Genomic DNA, 14921 nt, shown 5'->3' on the forward strand with positions numbered 1-14921 from the left:
CTATCTGCCGTAAATCCTTAGCGCCGGATTTCGAGAATCTGCTCCCCGACCCCCTACTCCTTCTCTTGGCCGGAGCAGGGCTGTCCTACACCGCTATTGCAGAACTCGACACTGGCGATGTCAGCGTCGACGGTGAGAGCATCTGGATCGGTGGCCGCCACCGCATCCGCATCGACCCCCACGAGTTCACCGGCCTCCAGTCTGTCGAGGGATGGGAACGCTGGCTCACGGTCCTGCGGTTCTCCGACCGGTATCCGTCGACGACGTTGCTCGCAGAGCATTTGCAGCGCAACACGTTTCCCGACATGACCGCGTTGCCGCACCGCGGCGGGCCAGTCGCGGTGCCGATCGACCGGTGGGGTCACCTACCGTTGCCGGCCGCCCCGATGACCGCTGCCGAGATCGGAGCGGTGATCGCCGCGCATCGCACCGGGCTCTCACCGCTGCACACTCCGCGGCGCCGTATCTGCAGACCACGCGTGGACGCCGAACAGGTCGACATCGTCCGTTTTGAGCCCTCATCAGTCGAGCTCGATTCCGGGTACTACCGCGCGGGTGTCGATGCACGACGCCGCGCGCACATCGCCCTGGCGGAGGTGCCGGGCATGGTCGACGATGTCGGAGACCGCATCGAACAACTCCTACGACGCACCCTCGACTTGCTTGATGACGACACGTCATTGAGGTAGTCCGTGATGTCGGCGGCACTCGGTCGGCTGTGGACGGAGGTGCGATCCTGGCGGTCATTTTCGCGCAGTCGGACCTTTACGCGGCGTCGCGGCCTCATGGGGTCGGTCTTTGCTGGCGCGTTCGAGGTCGACGGCTTTGATGTCTTCGTTGATCGATCGCCGCAGTTTACGGAAAACGAAGGCCGAGAACGGCAGGCTTGCTCCGAGGGCAATGATCAGTATCAGCGGAACCGGTATGTCGAGTCTTGTCAGCGCGTCGACGGCAAAGATGATCCCCGCGGCAATGCATACCAGGAGTAGACGTGCGCCGTTGTAGGTGAGCACATGAAGGACGAGTAGGCCCTTGCTGGTCTTCGGTTGACGGAACGGTCGCATCGATATGTCCTGTGATAGTGGGCGGAACAACACTGACTTCTCCTAAATACTATGCTTCATAGTATTTAGGAGAGGGGTCGTATGAGTAAGAAGAGTAAAACTGGCGGGTATAGCAGTGGAGCGAGTAAGCCGACCTGGCAGACACGCTCGGCCAGAGGTGTGCCGGGTGGTAGTCGCGTTCCGTGGGGAGTCCTGGGCGCCGGGGCGGTCATCGTAGCGTTGGTCTCACTCATCGGATACAACCTGGCGCCGAAGATTGTGGACCGCACGCAAGCCGAGCGTTTCGCGCCCTCCGTCGACGATCCGGACCCCTCGCGGGGTATCGATGGCGTGTTCGAGATCGAGTATGCCGCAGCGCGACACGTGGAACCGGCGCAGCGCGTTGCTTATGATCAGAGCCCGCCGTTCGGAGGTGCGCACGACCAAACGTGGGCGACGTGTACAGGTGTGGTGTATCCGACGGCTCTTCGTAGCGAGAATGCGGTCCATTCACTCGAGCACGGTGCCGTATGGGTGACATACGATCCGAACCGAGTGTCCGCCGAGGACCTCGACGTCCTATCTGCGCGTGTCGAGGGTGAGCCCTACATGCTGATGTCTCCCTATCCGGACCTTCCATCGCCGATCACGCTCCAATCGTGGGGTCATCGACTCGAACTCGACAGTGCCTCCGATCGGCGCATCACGCAGTTCATCACCGCACTGAGGCAGAACCCGTCGACTCATCCCGAGAACGGTGCGAGCTGCTCGACCATTCCCGGTGCATTCGATCCGGACAACCCTCCGCCGTTCGACGCCAGCGAACCGGGCCGAGATGCGGTTCCGCTCGACGAGATGCCGAGCGATGCGGCCACATCCGCCCCCGCACCGATGGACGAGGGCCCTCGATGACAGTCGGCACCGATACCGTGCACACCGGCACATCTGCGGCCAAGTCCGGTCCCGGCCGGGTGCTCATCGCGCTACTGGCCCTGGCCCTCGTCCTGTCCGGGCTGCTCATCGGCGTCCTGGTATCACCGACGGACACGTCTCCAGCTGCGCCGCCGCCCGATTCGATCGAGGTTGGTTTCGCACAGGACATGTCGGTGCACCACAACCAGGCGATCGAAATGTCGGCCATCGCCCTGGACAGGTCACCGGACGCGGTTGTACGCACCCTCGCGTACGACGTCCTCACCACGCAGCAGAGCCAGGTCGGGGCGATGCAGGGATGGTTGACCCTGTGGGACAGGCCCACACTGCCCAGTGGCGCATCGATGACCTGGATGACCGACGGCGGTTCGATGGCGGGCCACTCGATGGACACGGCCGACGCGGGCACGATGTCGATGCCCGGCATGGCCAGTACGGCCGAGCTGCAGACACTGCGGCGGATGAGCGGTGAAGAATTCGACGGGATGTATCTGCAACTCTTACGCCGACATCATCGAGGAGGGATTCCGATGGCGGAGTACGGCGCTGCCAACGCGTCGGTACCGGCCGTCTCAGCACTCGCGCAGTCGATTACCGCGACTCAGAGCGCCGAGGTCGATCAGATCGACGTGCTGATGAGCGCGCACGGCGTTGATCCGCTACCCGACCGATGAGACGAGCCCTACCTAAATACTATGTTGCATAGTAATAACGATTGACGGGGAGCTCCGCCGCCCTCGACCGGACCGCTGGCGCTGAACTCTCGCCGATTGATCTCTCTACCAGTTGTTTTCATGACCACATCGGTTCGAAAGTGCTGAGAAACAGGTTGATCGCTGTTACCAATGGGGCTTGTGATGTTCCTGGGATGAGGTAACACTGGGCCGCGGCCGCTAGACGGGCGCTGCATGAGCGCCTCGCGCTGTCGAGTAATCCGAGAGAGGTGGTCAGGTGAACAGCGTCGATTCGACAGAGCCGACAAAGCAAAGCAGGTCCTCGTACGGGGCACGAGCGAGCGCGATCGTGAGTGTGGTGATCGGTGCCGCACTGGCGGTGTCACCGTCGGCTGCGGCCGACCCCCAACAGACGGTGCCAGGTCAGGGTCCCGGAAATGCCGACTCCGCGGAGACGAACCGACAGACAGTCGATGCCCTCGACCGGTTGCTCCGACTTGCCGAGCGAGCAGCCACGATCGGCACCGACCCGATCGCGTTGTCCGACTTGACCAGCTTCGCATCGTCGAGTCTCGAAACTGCCCGATCGAACGGGATTCTCGCGGACACCGCGGGGCCCGTGTCATCATCGCTGAACTGTGTCGTCGACGTCATCGCCCGAGGATCCGCCGCCTCACCTGCGCAGTCGATCTCGTGCCTGGCACCCGTGGCCGCGATCGATCCACTACTGGGCATACGCATCCTGTCCTCACTGCAGGTGGGCGAACTCGACCCCGCAGTACCGCACGACGGCGACCGAAGCGGGGAGCGCGACCAAAGCTTTTCTGCTGGTGCGGATCAGGCAACCGTCCCCGATGCGGCCGCTTCGCCGTTGCCCGGATCCGAGGCAGGAGAAGGACCGCCGCGCGGCAGTGGCACGGAGCCGTCTCGATCGCCGAATGCAGCGAGTGCCATTGCGCCCAGCGCAGGGATCGTGACGTCCAGTTTCGGTGCCCGTGGAGGCGCGCAACACGGAGGTGTCGACATTGCCGACTCACTGGGCTCACCGATCGTCGCAGCAGCCGATGGGACTGTCATCAGTGCCGGGCCTGCACAGGGTTTCGGGCTGTGGGTTCGGATCAGACATGACGATGGATCGATTACCACCTACGGGCACAACAACGGAAATTCGGTCACGGTGGGTCAGCGCGTCCGGAAGGGCGATCAGATTGCAGAGGTCGGGAACCGCGGGAATTCGACAGGTCCGCATCTGCATTTCGAAGCGACATCTCCCGCGGGACAGAAGGTCGATCCGGAAGCCTGGCTCAGTGAGCGAGGAGCCAAGGTCGGCGCGGGCAGAATTGCGCGATGAGTACGCCCAATCATGCCCTGCTGCCCATGTGCGCGATCAGGCGTCGAGGCAGCCTCTGAGTGCGGGACGGCCGATACCGCTCAGGTCCGTTGAGACGTTTCGCTATCGCTACCGATCTTTTTCAGGAAATCGTTGTAGGCGTTGAGTTCGCTGTACCCGTCTTCTTCGGCTTGCCGGTCCGCCGCAGCCGACTGATCCTTCTCGTCGCGGTTCCACCGGATGCAGAAGATCAACACGACCAGGAGGGCGACGGGTTCTCCGTACGACCATGCCAGCGCCCCGGCGAGCTTCTGGTCGGCGACGGGGTCGATGCCCCATTGCGGGGGAGGGGAGGCGAACGCGGCGAGCATCGGGGTGCTGGTCATCATCAAGATGACACCGAAGAACACGTGCAGCGGCATCTCGACGAACAGGTCGAACATTCTGCCCAGGTTCGTTTGCCGGACCGGTAGTGGTCCGACGGCGAGCACGGGAATGATGAACAGCAGTCCGCTGGCGAAGAAGAAGATTTCCATCGACACGTGCCCGATTTCGGTGACTGCGAGAACATCGAAGATCGAGGACAGATACAGCCCGTAGTAGCTGAAGAGGAACAACGGGATCGTCACCCCGGGGTGAAGTGCGATGCGCCCAGCGCGGCTGCGTAAACCCGAGAGAGCGGCGATCAGTAGCCAACGGCCGGCGCCCTGATGCGCGGTGGCTCGCAGCAGCAGTCTGCCCGGCGATCCGACCACCAGCAGGGGAGGGATCGTCATCGACAAGGTCAGATGTTGGAACATGAACACGCTGAACAGGTTGTAGCCGTAGCGTTCGATGCGCAGTCCGGTCACCAGGACCAGAACCGCGCACCCGATCAGGAAGCTCGCGCTGCGCCACCGCGACCATTCGATTCCGCGCCGGCGGATGCGGTGCAGTCCCCAGCAGTACAGACCTGCCATCACCAGACCGGCGAGAGGCAACACCGGGAGCGGGGGTAGATCCCAGCTCAACAACGCTGCCAGAGTCGGCGGAGCCTGGGGAGGTTCGACTGCAGCGATGATCATCGGTGCCCTGTCATTGCCTGTTCTTTCCTCGTATCACCAGGGTCAGGGCGATGGCGCCGAGACCGAGAACAGCCAGACCCACGATCGAGAGCAGCATCATGGTGTTCTGTTTCGGTGGCCGGTCCTCGCTGGCGGAGGGGTTGTTGGGATCGTAGGCCGGCGCTGGGGTGGCGGACGTGGGAGTCGGTGAGATCGGGGCTGCGCTGCCCTGCGATTGCTGCGCAGCGGCGTCCTGTGGGGTGATGGTCGACGCGACGTCGACGGAGAAGCCGTAGGTACCGGTGATCGGGTGCCCGTCTGCGGAGGTGACGCGGTAGCCCACGGTGTATTGCCCGTTCGGAAGACCGTCCTTGACCAGCACGGACACGTCGGGGCCCTCGACCGTGGCCGTGCCCTGTGTCCACTGTTCGTCTCCTGGGCCGATGAGACTGATCGTGGCGAAGGACTCGTTGATGTCCTGGTTGAACACGAGACCGACACCGATGGGCGCGAATTCGAGGGTGACATCGGCGGGCGGGTCGGAGCTGACGAGTTCACTGTGCGCCGACGCCGGGGCTGCGGCGAACAATGCTGTCCCGCAGATCATCACGATGATCAGCATCAGACGTTTCACGTTGGGTACTCCTCTGTATCGAGCCCGGCCCTGCAACTACGGAACATAGTAGTAGGGCGGATCGTGTGTCGGCGTGTGCGAGGTGGGCGGCGGTGTTACTTCACCGGGTCCGGCGGATCGGAGCGCTCACGGCCGGCGATGGCTTCGGTGATCACTTCCGAGGGTGCAATCGAATCGGAGTGCGGGCCGCCGACGTGTTGCTCTGCTCGTATTCGTTCGACCATGTGCGGGTAGTGCAGTTCGAATGCTGGTCGTTCGGAGCGGATTCGGGGTATCTCGGTGAAGTTGTGCCGCGGGGGTGGGCAACTGGTCGCCCACTCGAGGGAGTTGCCGAAGCCCCAGGGGTCGTCGACGGTGACGACTTCGCCGTAGCGGTAGCTTTTGAAGACGTTCCAGATGAACGGCAGCGTCGACGCTCCGAGGACGAACGACCCCACGGTCGAGATCTGGTTGAGGGTGGTGAACCCGTCCGAGGGAAGGTAGTCGGCATAGCGGCGCGGCATTCCTTGCGCTCCGAGCCAGTGCTGAACGAGGAAGGTGGCGTGGAATCCGAGGAATGTCATCCAGAAGTGCCACTTGCCCAGTCGTTCGTCGAGCATGCGGCCGGTCATCTTGGGGAACCAGAAGTAGATGCCGGCGTAGGTGGCGAAGACAACGGTTCCGAAGACGACATAGTGGAAGTGCGCGACGACGAAGTAGGTGTCGGTGACGTTGAAGTCGATGGGCGGGCTCGCCAGGAGCACTCCGGACAGCCCGCCGAAGACGAACGTGATGAGGAATCCGATGGAGAAGAGCATGGGGGATTCGAGGGTGACCTGCCCGCGCCACATGGTTCCGATCCAGTTGAAGATCTTCACGCCGGTCGGGACGGCGATCAGGAAGGTCATGAAGGAGAAGAAGGGCAGTAGTACGGCGCCGGTGGCGTACATGTGGTGCGCCCACACGGCAATGGAGAGCGCTGCGATGCCGACGGTGGCGTAGATCAGGCCCTTGTACCCGAAGATGGGTTTGCGGGAGAAGACCGGGAAGATCTCCGAGACGATGCCGAAGAACGGTAGCGCGATGATGTAGACCTCGGGGTGACCGAAGAACCAGAACAGGTGCTGCCAGAGCAACGCTCCGCCGTTGGCGGGATCGAAGATGTGGGTGCCGAGTTTGCGGTCGGCGAGCAGGCCCATCAGTGCCGCGGTCAGCAAGGGAAATGCCAGCAGGATCAGGATCGAGGTCACCAGGATGTTCCAGGTGAAGATCGGCATGCGGAACATCGTCATTCCCGGCGCGCGCAGACACACGATCGTGGTGACCATGTTGACTCCGCCCAGGATGGTGCCCAGACCTGCGATGAGCAGACCCACGATCCACAGGTCGGATCCGATTCCCGGGGAGTAGACGGCACTGCTCAACGGTGTGTACGCGGTCCAGCCGAAGTCGGCGGCGCCGCCGGGGCTGATGAACCCGGCGGTGGTGACGAGGGCGCCGAAGAGATACAGCCAGTAGGAGAAGGCGTTGAGCCGCGGGAATGCGACATCGGGTGCGCCGATCTGCAGCGGCAGGATGTAGTTGCCGAAGCCGAAGACGATCGGGGTGGCGTAGAGCAGCAGCATGATCGTGCCGTGCATGGTGAAGAGTTGGTTGTACTGCTCGTTGGAGAGAAATTGCATTCCGGGGACGGCGAGTTCGGAGCGCATGATCAACGCCATGAGGCCGCCGACGAGGAAGAACCCGAACGAGGTCACCAGGTACATCAGTCCGATGACCTTGGGATCGGTGGTGGTGACCATGGTGTGCAGAAACGCGCCCTTGCGAGCCCTGCGGGGTGGATAGGGGCGAACCGCCGACGAAGCGGGAGGAGATGTCAGCGCCGTCATGGAACCACCTTCGTATCGCACGCGAATTGCAGGACGCGTCCGATAGCCTAGCTTAAATACTATGCAGCATAGTATTTGGGTGGGTCAGGTCAGCAGGACCGCGCACGCTGCTGCAGAGACCGCACTGAGCGAGACGATGGCCAACACTGCCGGCACCACCAGTGGCAGCACCGCGGCGGCAGCGTAGGCGCTTGCCCCGGTTCGGCGCAGCACCGGCGCGCTCGTATTCAGGTGATACAACCGTTCGGAGGTCGAATCGCCGATCAGGCCTAGCGCCCACAGCGGACGCGCCGAATGTGCCTGCGAGACCGTCGACAGCGCCGACCGCACGGTCTCCGCGCTGGTGACTGCGGCCGCGGCCCGGTCAGCTGCGACCTCGACCAGAACCCGCACCGCCACCGGTGCTGCGGCGAACAGAGGAACGCGAGGAAATGCTGTGGCCAGGATCTCGCAGATGTTGACGATGCGGTGGTGGCGCCCACGCAAGTGGGCGCGTTCGTGTGCGATCACTGCCCGCTGCTGATCGGGATCGAGATGCGCAAGCAAGCCTTCGGTGGCCACGACGTAGCCCGGGCGACCGTCGATGCTGTAGGCCAGCGGGAGCGGGTGGTCCAGCCACATGATGGGTTCGGGTCCGGAGTCCGTGCGCGCGACGACGGCGATGACATCACGGTGATAGTCGCGCACCTTGGACCGTGCCCGAAGTTGACGGCGGGTCAACCGCAGCACTCGGGCTGACGCCGACACGGCAAGAACGACCGATGCGCCGGCGACCGCTTCTCCTATCCAGGGCTGCGCCGCGTGTTGCAGCGACCCCAGACAACGGATGGCAAGTTCGATCAGCCCCTCGGCCGGCGCGTGGCCGGGCCACAGCAATACGGTCACTGCGGATCCGACGAGAAAAAGTACTCCTGCGATGCTGCCGATCCATGCAGTGAGCGCAAGGGAGGGACTCACGTGCCCACTCATCGGGGTGAGCAGTGTCGGCGCCGCGACGGCCACGATGATCGCGGCCAAGAGCAGCGTCAGTGCAACAATCATCGGTTCACGTCCGGCAGGTTTCCCCGCAGGGCGTCCAGTTCCTCGTCGGTGACGGTCTTCGCGAAGTGCATGAGCACGGCGGCCGAGTCGGCGCTGGTGTCGAGTAGCTCACGCAGCGCTTGAGAAGTTGCCTCCGCTCGCGACTGCACCGGGGAGTACAGATACGCGCGGGACTGTTTGGTTCGCTCGACCCACCCCTTCTCGTGAAGATGGGTCACGACAGTCAGAATCGTGGTGTAGGCGGGATTCCGGTCGGCCATGAGCTCGCGCAGATCGTGGACCGACTGTGGTCGATCGCAATTCCAGAGCACGTTCATCACCTCCGCTTCGAGATCGCCGAGCCTTTTCATCGCCAGTTCTACTTTCCTCGTCGTGTCAGGTGATATCGACTCCGCGCGCCGACAGCCAGGCCGTCGGGTCGGACTTGGCCCCATCGGATTGCCACACTTCGTAATGCAGGTGAGGCCCGGTCGATTGGCCTCGGTTGCCTACCGTAGCAATGAGCTCGCCGGCTTTCACGCGTTGACCGGCGGTGACGAGTGCCTGGTCGATGTGCCCGTACACCCCGATCGTGCCGTCGTCCTGACGGATACGCACCCATAGTCCGAACCCTTGCGCCGGCCCTGCTTCGATGACCTCACCGTCGGTTACCGACACGATCGGCGTCCCGATCGTATTGGCTATGTCGAGTCCGTAGTGCGTTGTCCCCCACCGTGCGCCGTAGTTGGAGGTCAGCGTTCCCGATACCGGCATCACCGACAGTGGGCGCCGCGCCTCGGCCTCACGCGCGGCGCGCTCGGCCGCCCGGGCTCCGCCCTCGGCCAGTTGCTCGGTCCATTGCTGTGCGAGCCGGCCCACGTCGAGATCGGGCACTTGTAACACCTGCGGGATGGACGCGATGGGGCTCGGAGGTAAGGCGCCGGCGGGAGGTTGATCGGTACTGGCGGCGCTCAGGGCGACACTCTCCTCCGATCCCGCGTTCGGTGATGTGGCTGCTGCAGAGAGGAAGGCGCCGACTGCGACCGACGCGGCGATGGCGCGGCCACCGGGCTTGGGTATCCGGCGACGATGAAGTCCGCGTCCGATGTGCTGTGATGCGTTCCCGAGATCGGCATGGTCAGGGTGGCCGTGCGGTCTGTGCTCCGAACCGGCTACGCGCGCATCCCACCTCGGCGCAGCGGTGTTCACGGCTGCGCTGTCCGCGTCACCGAGTGCCTCCTGCGCGGGTGCGCTGTGTGCGGGAGTCTCGTGCGCGGGAGTCTTCGTCGATGCCAGATGGCCGAGTGTCGACCGGCTCTCGGCGTACCGGGCGACCGTGGTCGATTCGGTCACGAAGCGCGAGGGTGTGAACTCGGCCCGTCGATGACGGGGGCGTTCGGTGAGCGCCGAGTGTCCGTTGCCGTGGGGCGTCGGGACCACGCCGCTGTGTCTTGGCACTGCGCATTCGTCGGCTGTTGGGTCGGGCATGCGGTGTCGGGCCAAGATCACAATCCTTGGGTGGCTACGAGGCAAAAGTCTCGTTCGAGATAACGAAATGGTGACGGTCAGGCCACAGGTTACTACTATTGAGCATAGTTTTTCCATCTCGGTTCCCGTTGTCCCCCGCGCTGCAGGTCACAGTTGCCGTATGTCCCTACATCCGGTAGCGCGGAGCGATCTCGACCGGTGCTCGTGAGGTGTCAGCTGTCATCTCGCCGAGACGACAGGCTGCCGAGCATCGAGTTGTACGCCTCGAGTTCGGTGTCACCCTGATCGTCGACTGTTCGATCACGGTGGCGTGCAGCGCTCTCATCGGCCGCCGACCACCGGACCGCAGCGAGAACGGCGGCAGCGAGCAACGGTAATTCACCGATTCCCCACGCCAGAGTGCCGCCGCGGCGCTGATCGGCCAGCAGGTCTGCATTCCAGTCCAGACGCAGACCGCTGTAGAAGCTCGCTCCGAGCGCAGTCTCGAGATCGATCGTCACGACGAGAAAGAATGCGAACCCGGCCAACGCGGTGATACTCGCGAGCAACTTCGTCAGCCCCGGGATCGGTCTCGGAACTGGGTCGAGGCCGACCGTGCCCCAGAACATCACCATCCCGACGATCAGGAACCAGCCCTTCATCACCATGTGTGCGACATGCGAGTCGGCGACGGTGTCGAATACTCCGCCGGGGTAGAGCAGGTAGAAGCTGCTCAGGAACACCGCGGTGCTGACCCAGGGGTTGACCGCGATCCGGACTGCTCGGCTGTGCCATGCAGCCCGGAGCCATTCGCGCAAACCCGGTTCCTCGGCTGCCGATGCGGTCGGCAGGACCGAGGCGAACAAGGTGGCCGGTCGGCCGAGGACCAGGAGCAACGGCACGACGATGGCTACCGCGGTCAGTCCCGCCATGTGCACACTGAACACCGCCGGGCTGTAGAGACCGACTCCGGACGACGTCGCCACGAGTAGCACCGCGGTACCTGCCAACCAGCTCGCGGTCCACCGCCGCCGCCATGGCAGGCCCGCCCGCCGCCGACGTCGCAGTGCAACCATGTACAGGACAGCAGCGATCACAGCCGCAGACCCGAACACCAGATCGAAACGCCATTCGAATGTCAATCGTGCAGCGGTGGGTGGCCCGCCCAACACGTAGCCCAGGGCTTCTTCGTGCGCCTGGGGCAGCGAGGCGTCCTGCGGCGGGGGCGGGGGGGTGCGACCGAGTGCGACTGCCAGGCCCACGGTGGTGACGAGAACGAGGGTCTCGATCATCGACAGAGTGATCAGGGTTCTGCGGTTCGCGGGGTCGAGAGCCAGGGCGCCGACCGTTCGTCGTCGTTGTATCCACCCGAGGGTTCCCACGATCGCGAGGGCGGCGATCTTCGCCAGGATCAGAATGCCGTAGGTCGAATCCCACAGCGACGTCACGGGCACTCGCACGGCGGCGTTGACTATGCCGGAGACGGCCATGGTCACGAACGCGATCAGAGCGATCACCGAGTAGCGTCGGGTTGCTACGGCAAGGTGCCCACCGCCGCGCAGTGCATGAGCCACCAGCGCGAGGAGTCCGCCGACCCACACTGCAGCAGCAAGAATGTGCAGGATCAGCGAGTTCGTTGCGATGTCGTGATTGCCGCCGGTCGAGGAATGACCGGTCACTGCCCGCGGTATCAGCGCGAGCATCGACAGGGCGAACAACGCGGGGGTCCACTGGTGTCGTAACACCGATGCGCATGCTGCGGCGGTGATCGCTGCGATCGCGGACGTGATTGCCCATGCGGCGGCGGCCTCGACGTCACCGATCGCGCCGAGGAATTGCATCGGTTGCGCCGCAACGGATCCGACGGGTTGGCCCGAGGCGTCCGAGAGCGTCAGCGGTACCAACGCCGCCGCGCAGATCGCCCATACTGCCGATGCCGTCGCAGCCGTGCGGACGGCTACGTATCCGTCGATATCGAGTACGCCCGACCTCTGGGGTGGAACGAGGAATGCTGCAAGGAGCAAGGATCCGGCCGCGACGACGGCGGCCACCTCGCCGATAGCGGTCAGTGCCGGGATGCCATAGGTGGTGACCGGGCCAGGATCGGGGAGCCCCAGTAGAACCAACGCCTGCGATGTCGACACCGCGGCGAGCAGTGCAGCGACCACGGCGGCAATCGCCGCGCACAGCACCATCACCTGTGATCCGGAGCGTCGATCCACTGCACCGCGGGTCGAGTGGGCGGCTTCGGTGGCCATGGTGTGCGCCTCTTCCCGGTAGATCGTGTCGGTGATATCGGCACGAGGTCGGACCGACCTGCGCCGACAATGAATTACTACGAATGATAGTTGTACGACTGCGGGCAACCACGGTCGGACGAATCGCAACACTTGCATATATGCGCATATCGCAATATGTTTTGTTCGGCAGTCGGAAAGCTATGAAGGAGTATCGATGGGGCATGGGCACGGCCATGGGATAGAGGCGGGATCACCGGCCAGCGCGTCCGGTAAACACCTGGGCCGATTGTGGATCGCTGTCGGCCTGGGGGCGGTCACCCTCGTGACGCAGGTGGTGGTCGGCCTGTCCACTTCGTCGCTGGCGTTGCTCTCCGATTCCGCGCACGTGTTCACCGACGTGTTCGGGGTGCTGATGGCGATCGTGGCGATCACTCTCGCGCAGCGGCAATCGAGCAAGACTGCGCGCACGTTCGGGCTCTACCGAGCCGAGGTGTTCGCCGCATTGTTCAACGCACTGTTGCTGTTCGGGGTTGCCGGATGGATTCTCTACGAAGCAGCCCAACGTATGTCGAATCCGCCCGAGGTCCCCGGTGTTCCGGTGATGCTGGTGGCCACTCTCGGGCTCGTGATGAACCTCGTCGCGTTCGTTCTGCTGCGTAGCGGCGCGAAGGAAAGTCTGAATGTTCGGGGCGCGTACCTCGAGGTGATGGCCGACATGCTCGGCTCGATCGGCGTGCTCGTCAGCGGGCTGGTCACCGTGCTGTTCGGATGGCGGTACGCCGACCCGGTCATCGCGGTCGCTATCGGCGTGTTCGTCCTGCCGCGCGCATTCAGCCTGGGCCGTCATGCCGTTCGCATACTGCTGCAGCACGCCCCGTCTGGCATCGATGTGACGGCAGTGGCGAAGTCGTTGACCGACGTCGAGGATGTCGAGGAGGTGCATGACCTGCACATCTGGACCCTCACGTCTGGAATGGAGGTCGCCTCGGCGCACCTGACTGTCGCCCCGGGCGTCGAATCACCCCGAGTGCTCGCTGCAGCTCAACAAGTCCTTCTCGAGCGCTATGGTCTCGAGCACGCCACGCTGCAAGTCGAGCCCCCTCAAGGCGAGGGCCGGTGCCGAGAGATGACGTGGTGACAGGCCGAGTCGAAGTCTGTGGCGGGCGAGGCCGGTTCGCGGACTTGTCCGGGGGCAGTCATCGCGGTGTCGTGAGATGGATCTGCGTAGCGGGGTCGGTGGTCCACAGGTAGGTCAGCAGAGAACAGTACGACTCGACGACTCGGAGGCGCAGGTCCTCGGCTGCAACGGCGCCGAGTCCGGTGTCGACGATGATTGCGCCGAGCTGTAGCGCCCGATTCGCCAATGCCGCAGCGGGGCTTCCGCGATCGGCGATCGTACCCGCGATGTGGGCCGCGGCATCGAGGACTTCGTCGGGTAGCGACCGGATCGAGAGACCCGCGACGACTGCCGCTTCGCCGGCAGACGGTGACGCCGGGCGCCGTTGGAGCCTCTCCTCGATCGCGGTGATCACCAGATCGAGCTGGCGCTCGTGAGCCCGCAACCGACGGCGACCCCCGATGCTCCGGGCAGTGATCGGCGCCAACGCGCACAGAGTGTCGGCGTCCAACGCCATTCCTGCGCCGTCGAGGACGGTCGGGACCACGCTGCGTATCAGCCAGTCGGCCAGAGTTGCTGCAGCCTCGTCGGTGGCCGGGACGGTCAGTAGCGGCATCTCGTGCGCAGTCATGGTCGAGTTCCGATCCCGGTGATTGCCGTGTCGGCGAGGAGAAGCCGCTCTGACTGCTGGCCGGTCTGCACCATCGACGAACGGCTTCGAACGGTGTACTGCCGGGTGAGTGTCGAGCGGCGCGGACGTCCAGGGCGGCACGAGAGCGATCGAGCCCAGGGCGTTCGGACCGGTAAGAGCACATCGCACTCGGTCACGATTCGCGGGAGTGCCGCTCGCGCAGCAGGATCAGCGCACAGTGATCCGCAACGGCGGTGTACCGAGGGTTCCCGTACGCGAGGTTCATGATCCGGTGCGCTCGGGCGTCGGATCGGAACCGCAGTGCAACTCTGCTGAGTTCCTGGCGAAGAACGAGGCTCCGATCAGCACTACGACGCCGATGGTGATGTAGACATCGGGGAGATTGAACGTCGGCCACCATCCGGTGTGAAAGTAGTCCGTGACCGCGCCGTCGGCGATCCGGTCGAGGACGTTGGACAGGGCGCCGGCGAGGATCAACGCCAGAGCTACCGTGGTGACCCGATCTCCGGGTCGGGCGCTGCGCCATCCGTAAACTGCGAGCCCGGCGGTGATCGTCGTCGTGACCGCGACGACCGTCCACCAGGGCAGCGAATCGCCCAGGCTGAATGCCACCCCGCGGTTGAAGGTGAGGCGCAATTCGAGTAACGACAGTGGGATCGGAGAACCCGGCAACGCTTCTTGCGCCCAGTAGCCGGCCGCGAGTGCAGTCGCGGTCAGAGTCAGAACGAGTGTCGCTGCGCGTGCGCGTACTCGCGCGGCAGTGGTGGGGGAGCGGGTCACATCGTCCTCGTTCTCGGGGGTGTGCCGGACTGATGCTGCGCGCCGTCGGAAGGGGATCTCGAGCACTGCAGAGTTGCCAACACTCTAAATACTATGCACCATAGTAATTGATGAACGGTA

14 protein-coding genes and 1 pseudogene are annotated in these 14921 nt (G+C 64.1%); 5 read left to right on the plus strand and 10 right to left on the minus strand.

The genetic code is table 11. From position 1 onward, the window contains the following. Window positions 1-689 (plus strand): annotated as a pseudogene (locus ACODSO_RS26635) (hypothetical protein); the annotation flags it as partial. A gap of 54 nt (window positions 690-743) precedes the next feature. Here the strand turns inward: ACODSO_RS26635 and ACODSO_RS26640 are convergent. Then, window positions 744-1064, minus strand: coding sequence for a DUF4229 domain-containing protein (locus ACODSO_RS26640; protein WP_179282767.1), 321 nt, complete (start codon window positions 1062-1064; stop codon window positions 744-746). 81 nt (window positions 1065-1145) lie between these two features. On the opposite strand from ACODSO_RS26640, the gene ACODSO_RS26645 reads away from it, so the two are divergent. The 3 genes from ACODSO_RS26645 to ACODSO_RS26655 all read left to right on the plus strand — a co-directional run bounded on the left by ACODSO_RS26645 (window position 1146) and on the right by ACODSO_RS26655 (window position 4001). Beyond that, the gene (locus ACODSO_RS26645; RefSeq protein WP_489039653.1) at window positions 1146-1955 is read left to right on the plus strand and encodes a thioredoxin-like domain-containing protein; all 810 of its coding nucleotides are present in this window, start codon (window positions 1146-1148) and stop codon (window positions 1953-1955) included. Further along, window positions 1952-2650: a DUF305 domain-containing protein gene (locus ACODSO_RS26650; protein WP_489039654.1), complete on the plus strand. Its 699-nt coding sequence runs from the start codon at window positions 1952-1954 to the stop codon at window positions 2648-2650. The genes ACODSO_RS26645 and ACODSO_RS26650 overlap by 4 nt, the downstream gene beginning before the upstream one ends. A 349-nt stretch (window positions 2651-2999) precedes the next feature. Next, entirely contained in the window at window positions 3000-4001 is a 1002-nt protein-coding gene (locus ACODSO_RS26655) for a M23 family metallopeptidase (RefSeq protein ID WP_296779492.1), read from the plus strand. Window positions 4002-4081: 80 nt separating this feature from the next. On the opposite strand, the gene ACODSO_RS26660 is transcribed toward ACODSO_RS26655, so the two are convergent. The 7 genes from ACODSO_RS26660 to ACODSO_RS26690 form a co-directional block, all read right to left on the minus strand. Continuing rightward, window positions 4082-5044, minus strand: coding sequence for a cytochrome c oxidase assembly protein (locus tag ACODSO_RS26660; RefSeq protein WP_037161229.1), 963 nt, complete (start codon window positions 5042-5044; stop codon window positions 4082-4084). A 10-nt stretch (window positions 5045-5054) separates the two neighbouring features. Beyond that, the gene (locus tag ACODSO_RS26665; protein ID WP_296779486.1) at window positions 5055-5657 is read right to left on the minus strand and encodes a copper resistance CopC family protein; all 603 of its coding nucleotides are present in this window, start codon (window positions 5655-5657) and stop codon (window positions 5055-5057) included. Between the two features lie 95 nt (window positions 5658-5752). Further along, a complete protein-coding gene (gene ctaD, locus ACODSO_RS26670; protein WP_080738302.1) occupies window positions 5753-7525 on the minus strand; it encodes an aa3-type cytochrome oxidase subunit I in 1773 nt (590 codons plus the stop codon). An 84-nt stretch (window positions 7526-7609) separates the two neighbouring features. Then, complete coding sequence (locus tag ACODSO_RS26675) at window positions 7610-8566, minus strand: M56 family metallopeptidase (protein WP_037161232.1); 957 nt, start codon at window positions 8564-8566, stop codon at window positions 7610-7612. Further along, window positions 8563-8916 (minus strand): BlaI/MecI/CopY family transcriptional regulator, encoded by a 354-nt coding sequence (locus tag ACODSO_RS26680; protein WP_037161234.1) that lies wholly within the window; start codon window positions 8914-8916, stop codon window positions 8563-8565. Before ACODSO_RS26680 ends, ACODSO_RS26675 begins: the two co-directional genes overlap by 4 nt. 25 nt (window positions 8917-8941) lie before the next feature. Next, window positions 8942-9652, minus strand: coding sequence for a M23 family metallopeptidase (locus ACODSO_RS26685; protein WP_230594176.1), 711 nt, complete (start codon window positions 9650-9652; stop codon window positions 8942-8944). A 593-nt stretch (window positions 9653-10245) separates the two neighbouring features. Then, entirely contained in the window at window positions 10246-12270 is a 2025-nt protein-coding gene (locus ACODSO_RS26690) for a bifunctional copper resistance protein CopD/cytochrome c oxidase assembly protein (RefSeq protein ID WP_037161237.1), read from the minus strand. Between the two features lie 196 nt (window positions 12271-12466). Here ACODSO_RS26690 and ACODSO_RS26695 point away from each other — a divergent pair, with 196 nt between their 5' ends. Further along, the gene (locus tag ACODSO_RS26695) at window positions 12467-13390 is read left to right on the plus strand and encodes a cation diffusion facilitator family transporter (protein WP_489039656.1); all 924 of its coding nucleotides are present in this window, start codon (window positions 12467-12469) and stop codon (window positions 13388-13390) included. A 58-nt stretch (window positions 13391-13448) separates the two neighbouring features. On the opposite strand, the gene ACODSO_RS26700 is transcribed toward ACODSO_RS26695, so the two are convergent. After that, window positions 13449-14000: a hypothetical protein gene (locus ACODSO_RS26700; RefSeq protein WP_489039657.1), complete on the minus strand. Its 552-nt coding sequence runs from the start codon at window positions 13998-14000 to the stop codon at window positions 13449-13451. Between the two features lie 282 nt (window positions 14001-14282). Then, the gene (lspA, locus tag ACODSO_RS26705; RefSeq protein WP_489039658.1) at window positions 14283-14801 is read right to left on the minus strand and encodes a signal peptidase II; all 519 of its coding nucleotides are present in this window, start codon (window positions 14799-14801) and stop codon (window positions 14283-14285) included. Window positions 14802-14921: the final 120 nt, after the last annotated feature.

The sequence above is a fragment of the Rhodococcus sp. FG69 genome (assembly GCF_057808915.1).